The following is a 15,844-nucleotide window of genomic DNA, read 5'->3' as shown; positions in this document are numbered from 1 at the left end:
TAGCCGCCATCACGTCCCCGCGGAGTGCGGGGGCGTGAGGCTGCTGCTCAGCGCTTATCGGCTGCTCTACGGCACCAATTCACTGATCCAGCGGGTTGCGCTCGGGCTGGGCATGGCCATCGTCGCCTTCGCCGTGCTGGCGCTGTTCGCGGCGGCGGTGGAGCGGCATGTCACCGGGCGGGGCTATGCCTGGATGAATGACCTGCCGCCGTTCCTGCTGCCATGGTGCGTCTTCCCGCTGATGGGGGTCCTGCTGCGCAGCGGGCGCCATATCTCGGTGGATGTCGCGCCTACCCTGCTGCCTGCCGGACCTGCCCAGATCCTGCGTCTCATCGTGGGACTGGTTGCGCTCGTGTCCGGCATCTATTTCTGCAATGCAGGGATCGAGGCGACGGGTTTCTTCCACATGCTGGGTGAGGTCACCGAGACTGAGATCCAGTTCCCGTTCTGGTTCCTGTACGCCGCCTTTCCGACCGGTTTCGGCATCCTGTCGCTGTTTGCGCTTGAGTTGGTGCTGCGCGAGATCCTGTTGCTGGCGGGCATGCTGCCCGGTGAAGAGGCGAAACCGACATGATCGCACCTGCCGCCTTTCTGGCTCTGGTCCTGCTGATCCTTTCGGTGCCGATCTTCCTGGTCTTCGGCATTGGCTCCAGCCTTGTCGCCACCCTGGAACTGCACCAGCCGTTCACGACCCTGCTGCAGGTTTCATTCGGCGCGGTGACCAAGCATGTGCTGCTTTCGATCCCGCTGTTCATCTTTGCCGGACTTGTCATGTTGCAGGCCGGTGTGGCGCGGCGGCTGGTCCATCTCTCGGTGACGCTGGTCGGTCATCTGCCGGGCGGCCTCGGCATCGCCATGGTGCTTGCCATGGGGTTCTTTGCCGCCTTCTGCGGTTCCATTCTGGCTGCAATCACCGCGGTCGGTTCGATCCTGATGCCGATCATGGTGGAGCGTGGATATACCAAACGCTTCGTCGTCGTGCTGGCTGCGACCGCTGGCCTGCTGGAGGCGCTGATACCACCGTCGAACGGGGCCATCATCTTCAGTGCACTGACCAACGTGCCGGTGTCGAAGACCTTTGCCGCCGGAATCCTGCCGGGCTTCGTCTTCATGGGGCTGCTGATCGTCTACGTCATGTGGGCCTGTCGGAAGATGCAACGCGATGAGCGCTCCGGCTGGCGCGCGCGCGGCCAGGCCTTTGTTGCCGCCATTCCGGGACTGATGACGCCGCTGATCATTCTGGGCGGCATCTATTCCGGGCTGCTGACCCCGTCCGAGTCGGCTTCGGTCGCAGCCTTCTGGGCGATCATCGTCGGCTTCCTGGTGCACCGTGAACTGACGGTGCGCGGGATACTGGAGGCGCTGAAGGCGACGGCGATCATGACAACCGTCATTTTCTCCATCATCGCCATGGCGACGTTCCTCTCGGTGATCCTGACCTTCACGCGGGCGCCGCAGGACCTCGTCACCTTCTTCATCGAGTTCGGTGCCACACCTCTGACCTTCCTGATCATGGTGGGTGTGATCTGTCTGCTGCTCGGTACCTTCCTGGAGGTGGTGCCGGTGATCTACCTGACGATCCCGGTGTTCATCGCCATCATCGACCACCTGGGCATCGATATCCTGCACTTCTACGTCGTGTTCGGTGCCTTCGTCGGGCTGGGACTGCTGACGCCACCGGTCTGCGTCGGGGTCTACACGGCGGCGGCCGTGATCGACGAGGCACCGGACAGTGCCTTCCGCGCGGTTCCGGCATTCGTCATGGTCGGTCTGGTCTATGCGGCGCTGATGATCGCCTTCCCCATCATCGCGACCTGGCTGCCGTCGATGATCTGATACGGCGGGGCGCGGTTACAGGTCCGCGGGAGCTTCCAGGCCGGAGGCTGTCAGCTGTTCGACCAGGGAGACCTTCAGACGCTCCAGCCCCTCTGCCGTTGTCGCCTCGCAGCGGGCAACCAGAACGGGTTGGGTGTTGGAGGCGCGCAGCAGCCACCAGCCGTCGTCGTTCATCACGCGGGCGCCGTCGATGTCGGAGAATGTGGTGCCGGCTGCCCGCAGACGGCCCACCACTTCCTCGATCACCGTGAACTTGCGTTCATCGGCACAGTCGAAGCGCAGCTCCGGCGTATTGAGCAGGGCCGGCATGGCCTTGCGCATCTCCGCCACCGACTGGTCGGCATTGGCCAGCATGTCCAGGAAGCGCACGCCCACATAGAGCGCATCGTCGAAGCCGTACCACTTGTCGGCATAGAAGATGTGGCCGGACATTTCCCCGGCCAGCGGGCATTTCAGCTCCGCCATCTTGGCCTTGATCAGGGAATGGCCGCTGCGGAACATCAGGGGCTCGCCACCGGCTTCCTGAATCCCGTCGAACAGGATCTGGCTCGACTTCACGTCGGCGATGATGGTTGCCCCGGGATGGTCCGCCAGCACGGCCCGCGCCAGCAGCAGCATGATCTGGTCGCCATAGAGCATCACGCCATCGCCGTCGACGACGCCGATCCGGTCCCCGTCCCCGTCGAAGCCGATACCGAAGTCGGCACCAATGCCGCGCACCGCGCTGGCCAGTTGCTCCATGTTGGCGGGCACTGTCGGATCGGGATGATGGTTGGGGAAGGTGCCGTCCACTTCCTCGCAGATCAGCATGTGCCGACCGGGCAGGCGACGCACCAGTTCATTGATCACTGCACCGGCAGCACCATTGCCGCAGTCCCAGACAACGGAGAATTCACGGCTGGAGCCATAGGCGGCCGCGACTGCTTCCGTGTAGGCATCCTTGATGTCGCGCCGGGTTTCCGCGCCTGCGCCGGTGGCGAAGTCACCGGCGGCGGCGATCTTGCCCAGTTCCAGGATGTCATCACCGAAGAACGCCTTGCCCGACAGCATCATCTTCAGGCCGTTCATGTCCGGCGGATTGTGCGAGCCGGTGACCATGATCCCCGCATCGGCCGGCAGGTGGTAGGTGGCGAAATAGAGCATCGGGGTCGGGCCGAGACCGATGTCGGTCACATCGCAGCCCGCGCTCCGCAGCCCCTCGCTCAGTGCCGCCGAAAGTGACGGTGAGCTCATGCGTCCGTCCCGTCCGATGGCCACATGGCGTCCCCCTTCACGCACCACGCGGGTGCCGAAGGCCGCGCCGAGGGCACGCGCATCGTCTTCGGTCAGGGTCTCGCCATAGGTGCCGCGCACGTCGTATTCGCGCAGCACGGTCGGATGGAACACATGGGCCTTCATCGTCCGGGTCTCCCTCAATCGACGGTCCTGCGACCGACGCTGACATAGCGCAGGCCGGCATTCCGCATCTCGTCCAGCGCATAGATGTTGCGCAGATCGACCAGCAGCGGTTCCGACAGCAGTCCCTTGACCCGATCAAGGTCCAACGCGCGATAGGCGTTCCATTCCGTCAGGATCGTCGCACCGTCCGCACCTTTCATCGCATCGTAGGCATCGTCGCACCAGGTGATGCCAGGCATCATCTTCGCGGCTTCTTCCATGCCCTCCGGGTCATGGGCACGCAGGCTGGCCCCGGCCTTCTGCAGCGCGGGCAGGATGTCCAGGCTGGGGCTTTCGCGCATGTCGTCCGTGTTCGGCTTGAAGGTCACGCCCAGCACGGCAATCGTCTTGCCTGCGACGTCGCCGCCAAAGGCATCGATGATCTTCTGCGCCATGGCCCGCTTGCGGTCCTCGTTGACCTGATCGACAGCCTCGATGATGCGCAGGGGACTGCCGTTCTGCTCCGCCGTCGCGATCAGGGCGCGAATGTCCTTGGGGAAGCAGGATCCGCCATAGCCTGGCCCGGCATGCAGGAACAGGTTGCCGATGCGCTTGTCCAGGCCGATGCCGCGCGCCACCGCCTGCACGTCACCGCCGACCTGCTCGCACAGGCTCGCGATTTCGTTGATGAAGGTGATCTTGGTCGCCAGGAAGCAGTTGGCCGCGTACTTGATCAGTTCCGATGTCTCCAGCGTGGTGAAGACCATCGGGGTCTCGTTCAGGAACAGCGGCCGATAGAGATCGCGCATGACCTGCTCCGCCTTCTCCGACTCGACGCCGCAGACGATCCGGTTGGGGCGCATGAAATCCTCGATCGCCGCGCCTTCGCGCAGGAATTCCGGGTTGGAGACGACGTCGAACCTGGCCGTCGGGTTGGCCTTGGCCAGGATCCGTTTCACTTCCGCGCCGGTGCCGACCGGGACCGTGGACTTGGTGACCACGACCGTATAGCCGGAGACCGCCCTGGCGACCTCTTCCGCCGCGCCGTAGACATAGCTGAGGTCGGCATCACCCGCGCCGCGGCGGCTGGGTGTGCCCACCGCGATGAACACCGCGTCAATATCCGCCAACGCTGAGTCCAGGTCGGTGGTGAACCGCAGCCGTCCCGCCTCCACATTGCGGGCGACAAGGTTGTCGAGGCCAGGTTCGAAGATCGGCATCACGCCGTCCAGCAGGCGCGCGATCTTGTCGGCGTCCTTGTCGACGCAGATCACGTCGTGGCCGAACTCGGAAAAGCAGGCACCGGAGACCAGGCCAACATAGCCCGTGCCGATCATTGCAACTTTCATGTGGATCTACCTTTCGGCGTACCTGGCGGTCAGAGCGTTTTTGCGAGGGCACGGATGTGGGCGGCAACGTCCGGACCCATATCCTCCCGCGCCAGTGCATAGGCGATGGTCGCCTGAATGAAACCGACCTTGTCGCCGCAGTCGTAGCGGACGCCTTCGAAGCGATGGCCGTGGAACGGCTGCTTGCCGATCAGCCGCGCCAGGGAGTCGGTCAGCTGGATCTCGTTGCCCGCGCCGGGGTCCTGGCTTTCGAGCAGGCCGAAGATCTCCGGCTGCAGGATATAGCGCCCGATGACGGCCATGGTGGAGGGGGCGACATCCGGCGCCGGTTTCTCGACCAGGCCCAGTACTTCGGCCAGATCGCCCGTAACCTTGCCGGGGGAGACGATGCCGTAGCGGTTGGTATGCTCCGGCGGGACATCCATGACGGCGATCATGTTGCCGCCGCGCCGGTCATGTGCCGTCACCATCTGCTGCAGGCAGGGGACGTCGGACAGGATCAGGTCATCGGCCAGCAGCACGGCGAAGGGTTCGTTGCCCACCAGGTTGCGCGCGCACCAGACTGCGTGACCCAGGCCCAGCGGCTCCTGCTGGCGGGTATAGGCGATGGTGCCTGCGCGCGGCAGGACGGAGGTGACGAGGTCAAGGATCTCCTCCTTGCCGCGGTCCTTCAGATTGGTCTGCAGTTCCCAGGAATGGTCGAAATGATCCTCGATGGCTGACTTGCCGCGACCGGTGACGAAGATGAATTCCTCGATCCCCGCCGCCTGCGCTTCCTCCACCGCATACTGGATCAGCGGCTTGTCGACGACGGGCAGCATCTCCTTCGGCAGCGACTTGGTTGCCGGCAGAAAGCGGGTGCCCATGCCTCCAACTGGAAATACTGCCTTGCGTACCCGCTTTGCCATGATCACTCCGGTCCCGTCGCCTGATTCGATACAACCACCCCGACGCGCGGTTTCTGCCATGGACCCGCAGCCAGAACAAGCTCTGGACAGTTCCCGGCGGTTCCGTCAGAACCGGATTGTGACCAGCGCATACCGCGCATCCGCTTGCCACATGGGGCCGCTTGCTGGAATTGGTAGACAGACCGGACTTAAAATCCGTTGGGCGTATGCCCGTGTGGGTTCAAGTCCCACAGCGGCCACCATCAATTCCTGTCTCACGCTCAACGCGCATCGCCCGTCCGCTGCGACGGGGCGGCGACCGATCACCGGGCCGCCGTCGCGGTCTGTTGGCAGGGAGGTCGACGTCTCTCCCTCCCTGCCCATCATCGCGGCACGCGCAGAATTTCCCGGTTAACGCGTCTTAACCATCTTGATTCACGGCATCTTAAATCCGGCACCGGCATTCTTTGCCCAGCAAGAATTGCCGCCGTCCCAGAAGGGGATGGTTGTTGGAGCCGAGGAGCCAGACAATGGACCGCGAGAATGCAATCCCACCCGAAGCCCTGACGGGCAGCCTGCGTGACTACCGCGAGATCAAGGGCGCAAACCTGCTTGGCCGGGTTGATCCGTTCTTCGAATGGCAGAACCTGCGTCGCCGCAACGCGCTCTGGCCCTATTCCCGTTCCACCGCCACCGCGCCGACGTCGTCATGCAGCGCGCTGGACGATACCGGCCATGCGCTGGAAGGTGTCAACTTCGCGTCCCAGGACTATCTCAGCCTGGCGTCCCACCCGGAAGTGAAGGCCGCCGCCATCGAGGCCGTGGAGCGCTATGGCGCGCACAGCGCCGGTTCCGCCGCGCTGCTTGGCAACACTACCGGGTCCCTGCGTCTGGAGCAGGAGATCTCCGATTTCACGGGCCGCGATCACACGGTCCTGTTCCCGACCGGCTGGTCCGCCGGTTTCGGTGCGATCCAGGGGCTGGTCCGCCCCGATGACCATGTCGTCATGGACGTTCTGGCCCATTCCTGCATGCAGCAGGGTGCCGCCGCGGCAACCCGCAACATTCACCTGCACGGCCATCTGAACCTGGACGGCGTGAAGCGGAAGCTGAAGCGCATTCGTGACCGTGATACGGTGAACGGCATCCTGGTGGTGACGGAAAGCCTGTTCTCCATGGACTCCGACACGCCGAAGCTCCGGGAACTGCAGGAGCTTTGCCGCGAATACAACGCCACGCTGCTGGTCGATGCCGCCCATGACCTGGGTTGCCTGGGCGAGGATGGTCGCGGTCAGCTTGGTCTGCAGAACATGCTGGATGATGTGGACATCATCGTCGGCAGCTTCTCCAAGACCTTCGCCTCCAACGGTGGCTTCGTCGTTGCCGGTTCCAGGTCGGTGAAGGAATACCTGAAGTACTACAGCGCGCCGCAGACCTTCTCCAACGCCCTGTCGCCGATGCAGTCGGCCGTGGTGCTGAAGGCCTTCGAGATCGTGCGCTCCGAGGAAGGCCGCAGGCTGCGCAAGTCCCTGATGGACAATACGCTGTATCTGCGGGAGCAACTGAAACGGGCCAAGTTCGATGCGACGGGTGACCCGTCCGCCATCGTGCCGGTGCATATCGGTGCCGAAGGACTGGCGCGCATCGCGGCGCAGGAGCTGCAGGCCCGCGGCGCGATCGTCAACCTGGTGGAATATCCGGCTGTTGCCCGCAACGGTGCCCGGTTCCGCCTGCAGGTCATGGCGCATCACTCGAAGGAAGAGATCGATGCACTGGTCAGCCGGATGCGCGCGTCCCTGGATGCGGCGGAGCCGCGTTTCGAACCCTACCGCCTGTCCGGCCAGCAGAAGATCATCGGTTCGGTCGCCAAGGTTGCCTGATCCGGACTTCGCGCCGATCAGCGCCTGAAACTGCGCGGCCCTCCCCCTGGCCAGGGGGAGGGCCGAACTGTTTCCGGGACCGTCCGCGGATCAGATCGCCCGGGACATGAAGTTCGCCATGCGCCTGCTGAAGGCCGCCGGATCGTCCAGCGGTTCGCCCTCGATGATGCGGGCCTGGTCGAACAGCAGCCGCGCCGCCTCCTCGATGTCCGCATTCAGGCCGTCCTCGCGCATGCGATCAACCAGGCGGATCACCAGCGCGTGGCGCGGATTGATCTCCAGCACCCTTTTCGATGCGGCGTCCACCTGCTTGTGTGCCTTCAGCATCCGCTCCAGCCGCATGTCCATGTCGTTGTCGTCGGCCACCAGGCAGACCGGGCTTTCGGCCAGCCGGTCGGAGGTGCGGACATCCTTCACCGCGTCGCCCAGCGTTTCCCTGAACGCCGCGATCAGGGTGGCCATGTCCCCCTCCTTCGGGGCTTCCGGCTTGTCCTGATCGTCGTCCGTTGATTCCGCGTCCTCGATCTTTGACAGGTCGGCACCGCCACGGGTGACGGACTTCAGCTGCTTGCCATCGAACTCGCCATGCGCCTGCAGCCAGAAATCATCGACCGCATCGGTCAGCAGCAACACCTCGATACCCTTCTTCCGGAAACCCTCCAGATGCGGGCTGCGGCGTGCGGCGGCCAGATCGTCGGCGGTGATGTAATAGATCGCTTCCTGTCCCGGCTTCATGCGCTCGACATAGCCGCTGAGACTGGTCAGCTCGTCGCCCGCGGTGCTGTCGAAGCGTGCCAGTTTCAGGATACGGGGGCCGACCTCGTGATCCTCGTAGATGCCTTCCTTCAGCACCGCGCCGAAGTTGCGCCAGAAGGTGGTGAAGCCCTCCGGGTCCTTCTCCGCCTTCTTCTCCAGTTCGCCCAGCACGCGCTTGACGATCTGGCCGCGCATGTGACGCAGCATCGGCTCGTTCTGCAGCATCTCGCGGCTGACGTTCAGGGGCAGGTCTTCGGAATCCACGATACCGCGCAGGAACCGCAGATAGCTGGGGGCCAGCCCCTCCGCCTCATCGGTGATGAAGACCCGCTTCACGTACAGCTTCACCCGGTGCTTGCGGTCCGGATGGAACAGGTCGAAAGGCTTCTCGGTCGGCACGAACAGCAACAGCGTGTACTCGACCTTGCCCTCGATCCGGCTGTGCAGAACGGTCCAGGGCTCGTCGAAGGCACCGCCGACATGGCGATAGAATTCGGTGTACTGCTGTTCGGTGATCTCCGACCTGGGGCGGGTCCAGAGGGCGGATGCCTTGTTGACGGGCTCGTTCTCCGCGTCCGCCTCATCGTCGCTGGCGGTGATGGTGATCGGCCAGGTGATGTGATCGGAATAGGTCTCGATGATCTGGCGCAGCCGCCAGGTCTCCAGGAATTCCTTCTGCTCGTCGCGGACCTTCAGTTCCACGGTGGTGCCGCGACCGTCACGCGCCGATTCCTCGATCGTGTATTCGCCCGTCCCGCCGGAAACCCAGGTGAAGGCGGTATCCGCACCGGCCCGGCGACTGGTGACCGAGACTTCCTCCGCCACCATGAAGGCGGAATAGAAGCCGACGCCGAACTGTCCGATGACCGACAGGTCCGGTCCCTTGCCATCCTTGCCCTGACCTTCGGCAAGCTGGTCCATGAAAGCGGTCGAGCCGGAGCGCGCGATGGTGCCCAGGTTCTCGATCATGTCGTCGCGATCCATGCCGACGCCATTGTCGGTGATCGACAGCGTGCCCTTGTCCTTGACGACATGCACGCCGATGCGGAAGTCGGTGTCCCCTTCGGTCAGCGCCGGTTCGGCAATGGCCAGATAGCGCAGCCGCTCACAGGCATCGGAGGCATTGGAGATCAGTTCCCTGAGGAAGATCTCCTTCTCCGAATAGAGCGAGTGGGTGACGATGTGCAGAAGCTTCGCAACCTCTGCCTGGAACTGATAGCTCTGGGCAGTCATGGGTCAGGAGTCCTCCTTGGGTTTGGTCAGGGTTTCCAGCGTCGGCGTGAAGTTCTCGGCGGTGAAGGACGGGAACAGGTAGGCCCAGCCGTCAACCTTCGCCGCCGCCGCACGTGCGCGGACTTCCTCATCCTCCGCAACGATCGGATCCGGTTCCTTGCCATCGATACCGACCGGAAGCTGCTCGATCAGGCTGGCATCGAACTGAACGTCGAAACGCAGCCAGAAGGCATCCGTATTGTCCACCTTCCGCCCGGCATCGAGGATGTCCACCGTGACGATCCAGCCGCTCTGCGTGGTGAAGGTCGCCCGTGTCGCGCCGGTGAAGTCCACCTCGGCCTCTGGGGCCACGTCGCGCGGTTTCAGGAACTCCAGCGCCCGGCCTGTTGCCGTCAGGCGGATTTCCTGTTCCTGCAGGCCTTCCGGCAGGTCGGTCACGTGGAAGTAGCCGTACTCGCTGCGGTTCAGTTCCAGCACCGGCATGTCGGGCCGGGCGACGCGGATGTCGGTCACGACATCCTTGGTGACCTTGAACAGTTCCCGGTCCAGCCAGTCGGTGGGGGCAGGTTTCAGGTTGAAGAAGCCCTCCGCCAGCCAGGTCTCGTTCTCGTCGGCGCGGCGGACATAGACTTTCGCCGGCTCGGTGGCATCGCCAAGCTGCTTGGTCTTGCCGAGGATGACCCCGGCCAGTTGGCTGCCGCCGGCATCGCTGGCAACGACCTTGATGGTCCTGGCGCTGCTGTCGACTTCCCCCTCCGGCAGCGGCTGCGGTTCTTCCAGGCCCAGCCGGTCAAACAGTTCGGGGTCGCTGGTCTTCGGCGCGATGATGGTGGCGCGCGACAGGGCAACCACCAGCCGCTTCACCTCGTCCGCGTCGGCCGGATAGCCGTTGCGCGCATCGTGATGCCAGTGACCGTCTGCGTCACGGCTCAGGCTCCAGGCGCCCTTTGGTGTCACGAACGCCAGCCTGGCGACGGCGTTGATCTGCTCGGCAAGCTCCGGGAACAGCGCCTGGCCGTATTCGCGGGCCGCGAGCCGGTCGGCCTTGCGGTCCAGCACGAAGGCTGCGGCGACGACGCTGGCAATGGTCAGCAACAGAAGGACGATCCAGGTGGTGCGGCGCATGGCTCAGCCCTCCTTCAGCATCTGGCTGCGACGCCGCCGACCGCGTCGCCAGAGCGCCAGTATCATGGCGATGACGAACACCAGTGCAGGCATGGCGCCAATGGTGATCACCTTGATGCGGTCCTGCAGTTCCTCGATATCCCGCCGCAGGTTGAGCTGCACGGCGCGCAGCTCGCGGCGGGTGTCCAGCACGTCCTTCTGGAACGATTCAATGGCCTTGGCCTCCTCGGTGGAGAGCAACTGGCCACCGCCTTCACCGGCGCGGTTCTGCAGTTCGGCAAGCTTCTTCTCGGTTTCCTTCAGACGGGCTTCCAGTTCCTGTTCCTGCTGCAGGTACTGCTGCTCCGCAGCGCGACGCAGTTCGGTGATCACGGTGAAGGGACGATCCCCTTCGCCCCGGCTGCGCAGCCCGATCAGGTCGCTGGAACCGGCGAGATTGTCGATGGCGTTGATCAGGAAGTTGGCATTGCCCGAGGTCTGCTGCGTCACCTCCTGCCCGAAGACCGCCTGGCGACTGGCCCAGTAGGTATCCTCGATGAAGTCCGCGTCCGTCACCAGGATCATGCTGACCGGTTCGGCGGAACGTTCGATATGCGGTGCATCGACACCTTCAGGCGCTGCATCGAAGGTCGAGTTCACGATGCCGCTCAGGCGGGCAGCGATGACGAACTGGCGGTCCTCCGACTGGAAGTCCGCCAGCAGCCCCTGCGGATCGGGGCGGAAGCGCAGCTTCGACGCCGGGATGCGCATGGCCTCGCGGGTGGTGGTGATCAGGGGCACGGCCTTCAGCGGGCTGTCCTCCGCGATCTCGATGTGCCCGACGGAGGGCAGCAGCAGCGGCAGGCTGAGGTCGGCGGTCACCGGGTCGTCGGCATTCAGCGCAGGCCCGGCCGCCTGGATCCAGGCCACATAGTCGATCAGTTGCCGCCGTCCGCGACCGATGTTCACACGCGTCGCCAGCGTGCGGTCCAGAACCAGTGTCTCCGGCTCCACCTGCACGCCCCAGGGGCCGAGCAGTTCGGGCAACAGGCTGGAATGCGGGTCCATCGGGTCCGGCGCACCGCCGGGGGAGGGCAGGCGGACACCGACCTCGGAAAACGGGTCGGCAAGGATCAGGGCCTTGCCGCCGCCCAGGATGAACTGGTCGATGGCATAGCGCTGGCGTTCCGTCAGGTTACGGGCGTGGGCCAGCATGATGACGTCGGTGTCAGGGGGAATCTCCTCCCACTGGCGCAGCGGAATATCGACGTCGAAGAATCCGCGCAGCGGCTCCGTGATCGCGTAGGGGCGGCTCTCGCCCCGCATTGCCGCCTGCACCCCGCCCGGTCCGAAATCCAGCGGGAAGGTCGTGATGACCATCAGCTTCGGCAGATCAGGGTTGGACAGGCCATAGACCATCCGGGTCAGGTCATATTCCAGGAAACGGCCCCGCTCCGGCTGGAAGAAGGGGATGGTTTCCTGATCGTCGGTCGTGTTCTGCCCGACCAGGCCGAAATAGAAGGTGTCGCCACCTGCACCCAGCGGCACCCCACTCAGGCCTGCATCGACAGCCGCGTCCTCGTCTTCCGAGAAGGGTTCCGGGTCGATCAGCTCCAGGCGGATGCGCCCGCCCGAGATGGAGCGGAATTCCTCCAGCATGCTCATGACCCGGTCCGCGTGGTTGCGGATCTCCGGTACCGACCCGGCAAGGGACGCCGAATAGTAGAGCTGCAGGGTAACGTCTTCCTCCAGCCCCGAGAGCACGTTGCGGGTGCCGTCGGAGAGGGTGTAGAGGCCGTTCTCGGTCAGGTCGAGGCGGCTGTTCTCCAGGCTGTCATCCGCCACGATGTTGACGGCGAAGAACAGGATGGCCAGCAGACCGATACCACTGAAGGCGATGAACTTGTATCTGTTGAGCTGATTCATGGTTCCGTCCTCAGCCCGCGAATTTCTTGTATTCGATGATGATCATGTTGGCGAACAGCCAGACCCCGATCAGGCTGGCGAAGAACACCAGGTCACGCAGGTCGATGACGCCGCCGATGATCGACTGGAAATGGGTGATGAAGCTGAAGCCCGCGATCTGGTCCACCAGCATTTCCGGTGCCCAGCCACTGACGAAGTCCAGCACGATGGGGGTGCCGGAGACCGTGAACAGGAAGCAGACGACCGTGGAGACGACGAAGGCGATCACCTGGTTCTGGGTCAGGGCCGACAGGCACGACGTGATGGCCAGGTATCCGCCGGCCATCAGCAGCGCACCGATATAGCTGGCGATGATGACGCCATGGTCGGGATCGCCGAGATAGCTGACGGTCAGCCAGAACGGGAAAGTCAGCGACAGTGCGATGCCGACGAAGGCCCAGGCCGCCAGGAACTTGCCCAGTACCGCAGCGGGCACCGAGATCGGCAGGGTCAGCAGCAGTTCGATGGTGCCGGTCTTGCGTTCCTCCGACCACAGCCGCATGCCGATTGCGGGGATCAGGAACAGGTACAGCCACGGCAGATAGGTGAAGAAGCTGAGCAGGTCGGCCTGCCCACGCTCGAAGAAGTTGCCGAGATAGAAGGCAAAGGCCGCCGTGGTCAGCAGGAAGATGACGATGAACACCCACGCGACGGGGGTGGCGAAATATCCGGCCAGCTCGCGGCGGAAAACGGTTGTCATGGCTCCCATGGCTCAGTTCCCCTGCGTGATGGTGCGGAAGACTTCGTCCATCCGGCCCGGATCGACATAGAAGGCTCCGATCTGCCAGCCACGTGCACTGGCCAGTTGCGAGACGCCATCCGTGACGGTGGCGCTGTCCTTCGGAAAGACCACGACACGGCGGTCGCCGTCCGGTTCGACACTGGCAACGCCCGGCACCCGGATCAGGTCGGCGCGAATGGTCTCGAAATCCGGCTGACCATCGCCCTTCAGTTCCAGCACGACCGCGTTGTGGAACCGCGACCGGCCCATCAGTTCTCCCGGCGTGCCATCGGCGACGACCCTGCCGTGGGCGATGATCATGGCCCGGCTGCAGACGGCGGAGACTTCCTCCAGGATATGGGTCGAGATGATGATGGCCTTCTCCGGTGCCAGTTCGCGGATCAGATCGCGCACCTGGAACTTCTGGTTCGGGTCCAGACCATCCGTCGGTTCGTCAAGGATCAGGATATCGGGGTCATGCAGCAGCGCCTGCGCCAGGCCGACGCGTCGCTTGAAGCCCTTCGACAGGGTCTCGATCGGCTGTTCCATCACCCGGCGGAGCTCGATCCGCTCCGTGATCGCCGCAATCCGCTCACGGCGCTGTTTCGCGCCCAGGCCCCGGATGCTGGCGATGAAGTTCAGGAATGCCGCAGGGGTCATGTCGGGATAGGCCGGTGCGCCCTCCGGTAGGTAACCGATGCGGGTCTTGGCCATGATCGGATTGGCCAGCGCATCGACCTGGTTGACCGTGACCGTTCCGGCGGTGGGACCCAGAAAGCCCGTGATCATCTTCATGGTGGTGGACTTGCCCGCACCATTGGGGCCGAGGAAGCCCAGCACTTCGCCGCGCTGCACCTCGAAACTTATCCCGTCCACGGCGGTGAAGTGACCGAACTGCTTCACCAGATTCCGAACTTCCAGCATGGCTGTCACGTCGGCACTGCTCCCCTGATCATGCGTTCTGTGCTCCCGCGCCCGGATCATGGACCCTGGACATGGTGCTTGCGCATCTGACTATTGTGGCCGGAGGAGGCCGGATCGTTTCTCGCCTCTGGCCGCGCCATGATCTAGTCGGCCCTGCCATGCGGTTCAAGGGTTTCAAGCCAAGTGTCCCACCATGTAGGCTGAGAAACCTGATGTCGGGGGGAGCAGATGGGTACTTCAAAGGCTGTAATCACGGGCGTGGCCAATACGGCCTGCGGCAAGCTGGAGGGATCCACCTGCCTTGGCCTGCATGCGCAGGTCGCGCGCGGCGCGGTTGCCGACGCGGGCCTGGATCTCGGCGATGTGGACGGGTTGCTCTGCGCCTACTCCTTCACCGAACCGCATCCGATGCTGGCCTCCGTCGTGGCGGAGTACCTGGGCATCCAGCCCGCCTATTCCGCTTGTGTCAGCGCGGGCGGGGCCACCGGCGGCCTGCAGGTCATGACCGCAAAGGCGCTGGTGGAAAGCGGCATGTGCCGCCATGTGCTCTGCCTGACCGGGGACAACCGGTTGAGCGGCATGGCACCGGGTGCCGCCGTTGCGGCGCTGGCCCAGTTCGGCCACGGACAGTTCGAGGTGCCCTATGGCATCACCATTCCCGCCGCCTATGCCATGGTGGCGCGGCGCTACATGCATGACACCGGGCTTACCGCATCGGACCTGGCGCACATTGCCGTGACTACCCGCAACCATGCCCGCCGTCACCCGGACGCCCAGATGCGCAAGCCGCTGAGCCATGACGACGTGATGGGCAGCCGGGTCATCGCCGACCCGCTGCGCCTGTTCGATTGCGCCCTGATTTCCGATGGTGCTGCCGGTATCCTGGTCTCTGCCGCGCCCACCGGGCACGGCGCGGAGGTGCGCATTGTCGGTGCGGGGCAGAAGAACACGCATGAGCATCTGATCTCCGCCCCCCGGGATATGCAGTCCTTCGGCTGCAAGTTCAGCGCCCGCGATGCCTTTGCCGAGGCCGGAATGACCACCGCCGACATCGACGTGGCGGAGATCTACGACAGTTTCACCATCACGCTGGCGATCGAACTGGAGTCCATCGGCTTCTTCCCCAAGGGGGCGGTGGGGGAGGCGGTTTCCGACGGTGCACTGGACCTGGGCGGCAGCCTGCCCTGCAACACCCACGGCGGGCTGCTGAGCTTCGGCCACTCCGGCGCGGCGGGCGGCGCGTTCCATGTGGTGGAGGCCGTGCGCCAGTTGCGCGGTGAGGCGGACGAACGTCAGGTGCCGGATGCGGCCCGTGCCTTCGTCCACGGTGACGGCGGAGTCCTGTCCGCCCATGTTTCCCTGATTCTGGAGCGGCAGTCATGACCGATCCCGCAAACGTCCTGCCATTGCCGACCCCCAACGCCGAGAGCCAGGCCTTCTGGGATGCCTGTACCGATGGCCGACTGACCTTCGCGCGCTGCACCGCCTGCGATGCCGTCCAGTTTCCGCCGCAGAAGAGCTGTACCGCCTGCGGTGGCGAGACCGGCGAAGCTTCGGAGGCTTCGGGGCAGGGAACGGTCTTCACCTTCACCATCAACCACCGCGCACCCGGTCCGGCCTTCGCGGAGCGCGCGCCCTATGTCATCGCCCTGATCGATCTGGCGGAGGGGCCACGGCTGATGATGAACGTGATCAACTGCGCGCCGGAGGATGTCACCATCGGCATGCCCGTCCGCATCTGCTTCGAGCCGCGCGGCGACATGGCACTGCCACAGGCTGAGCCTGCTTGAGACAAGGGCGAAGCCGCTGCAG

Annotated in this window: 13 protein-coding genes and 1 tRNA gene; 6 read left to right on the top strand and 8 right to left on the bottom strand. The window is 64.4% G+C overall.

The window, feature by feature from the left end; all coding sequences use genetic code 11:
• Positions 1–34: 34 nt before the first annotated feature.
• Positions 35–574, top strand: a complete 540-nt coding sequence (locus tag QGV55_RS13275; RefSeq protein ID WP_281016309.1) for a TRAP transporter small permease — start codon at positions 35–37, stop codon at positions 572–574.
• Positions 571–1,836: a TRAP transporter large permease gene (locus QGV55_RS13270; protein ID WP_281016310.1), complete on the top strand. Its 1,266-nt coding sequence runs from the start codon at positions 571–573 to the stop codon at positions 1,834–1,836. The genes QGV55_RS13275 and QGV55_RS13270 overlap by 4 nt, the downstream gene beginning before the upstream one ends.
• Before the next feature lie 15 nt (positions 1,837–1,851).
• On the opposite strand, the gene QGV55_RS13265 is transcribed toward QGV55_RS13270, so the two are convergent.
• Genes QGV55_RS13265 through galU form a run of 3 tightly spaced genes read right to left on the bottom strand, consistent with a single transcriptional unit; the run spans position 1,852 to position 5,470 of the window.
• Positions 1,852–3,234: a phosphomannomutase/phosphoglucomutase gene (locus QGV55_RS13265; RefSeq protein ID WP_281016311.1), complete on the bottom strand. Its 1,383-nt coding sequence runs from the start codon at positions 3,232–3,234 to the stop codon at positions 1,852–1,854.
• Between the two features lie 14 nt (positions 3,235–3,248).
• Positions 3,249–4,562 carry a UDP-glucose/GDP-mannose dehydrogenase family protein gene (locus tag QGV55_RS13260; RefSeq protein WP_281016312.1) on the bottom strand — a complete coding sequence of 438 codons (1,314 nt, stop codon included), beginning with the start codon at positions 4,560–4,562 and terminating at the stop codon, positions 3,249–3,251.
• A 29-nt stretch (positions 4,563–4,591) separates the two neighbouring features.
• The gene (gene galU / locus QGV55_RS13255; RefSeq protein ID WP_281016313.1) at positions 4,592–5,470 is read right to left on the bottom strand and encodes a UTP--glucose-1-phosphate uridylyltransferase GalU; all 879 of its coding nucleotides are present in this window, start codon (positions 5,468–5,470) and stop codon (positions 4,592–4,594) included.
• Between the two features lie 155 nt (positions 5,471–5,625).
• Here galU and QGV55_RS13250 point away from each other — a divergent pair.
• Together QGV55_RS13250 and QGV55_RS13245 are read left to right on the top strand one after the other, a co-directional pair.
• Positions 5,626–5,712: transfer RNA gene (locus tag QGV55_RS13250), tRNA-Leu, on the top strand.
• Between the two features lie 267 nt (positions 5,713–5,979).
• On the top strand, positions 5,980–7,329 hold the full coding sequence (locus QGV55_RS13245) for an aminotransferase class I/II-fold pyridoxal phosphate-dependent enzyme (RefSeq protein WP_281016314.1): 1,350 nt from the start codon (positions 5,980–5,982) through the stop codon (positions 7,327–7,329).
• Between the two features lie 90 nt (positions 7,330–7,419).
• On the opposite strand, the gene htpG is transcribed toward QGV55_RS13245, so the two are convergent.
• The 5 genes from htpG to QGV55_RS13220 are packed head-to-tail and all read right to left on the bottom strand — an operon-like array spanning position 7,420 to position 14,032.
• Entirely contained in the window at positions 7,420–9,318 is a 1,899-nt protein-coding gene (gene htpG, locus QGV55_RS13240) for a molecular chaperone HtpG (protein WP_281016315.1), read from the bottom strand.
• Positions 9,319–9,321: 3 nt separating this feature from the next.
• Complete coding sequence (locus QGV55_RS13235; RefSeq protein ID WP_281016316.1) at positions 9,322–10,443, bottom strand: DUF4340 domain-containing protein; 1,122 nt, start codon at positions 10,441–10,443, stop codon at positions 9,322–9,324.
• Between the two features lie 3 nt (positions 10,444–10,446).
• On the bottom strand, positions 10,447–12,348 hold the full coding sequence (locus QGV55_RS13230) for a GldG family protein (RefSeq protein WP_281016317.1): 1,902 nt from the start codon (positions 12,346–12,348) through the stop codon (positions 10,447–10,449).
• A 10-nt stretch (positions 12,349–12,358) separates the two neighbouring features.
• Positions 12,359–13,096: an ABC transporter permease subunit gene (locus QGV55_RS13225; RefSeq protein ID WP_348637605.1), complete on the bottom strand. Its 738-nt coding sequence runs from the start codon at positions 13,094–13,096 to the stop codon at positions 12,359–12,361.
• A 3-nt stretch (positions 13,097–13,099) separates the two neighbouring features.
• Entirely contained in the window at positions 13,100–14,032 is a 933-nt protein-coding gene (locus QGV55_RS13220) for an ABC transporter ATP-binding protein (protein WP_281019866.1), read from the bottom strand.
• 228 nt (positions 14,033–14,260) lie between these two features.
• On the opposite strand from QGV55_RS13220, the gene QGV55_RS13215 reads away from it, so the two are divergent.
• Complete coding sequence (locus tag QGV55_RS13215) at positions 14,261–15,415, top strand: thiolase family protein (protein WP_281016319.1); 1,155 nt, start codon at positions 14,261–14,263, stop codon at positions 15,413–15,415.
• The gene (locus QGV55_RS13210; RefSeq protein ID WP_281016320.1) at positions 15,412–15,822 is read left to right on the top strand and encodes a Zn-ribbon domain-containing OB-fold protein; all 411 of its coding nucleotides are present in this window, start codon (positions 15,412–15,414) and stop codon (positions 15,820–15,822) included. The genes QGV55_RS13215 and QGV55_RS13210 overlap by 4 nt, the downstream gene beginning before the upstream one ends.
• Positions 15,823–15,844 lie beyond the last annotated feature (22 nt).

Source organism: Minwuia sp. IMCC3009 (assembly GCF_029909415.1).
In the GTDB taxonomy this organism is placed as follows: domain Bacteria; phylum Pseudomonadota; class Alphaproteobacteria; order Minwuiales; family Minwuiaceae; genus Minwuia.
The sequence above is the reverse complement of the archived record's forward strand: the minus strand, read 5'-3'. Positions and strand labels throughout refer to the sequence as shown.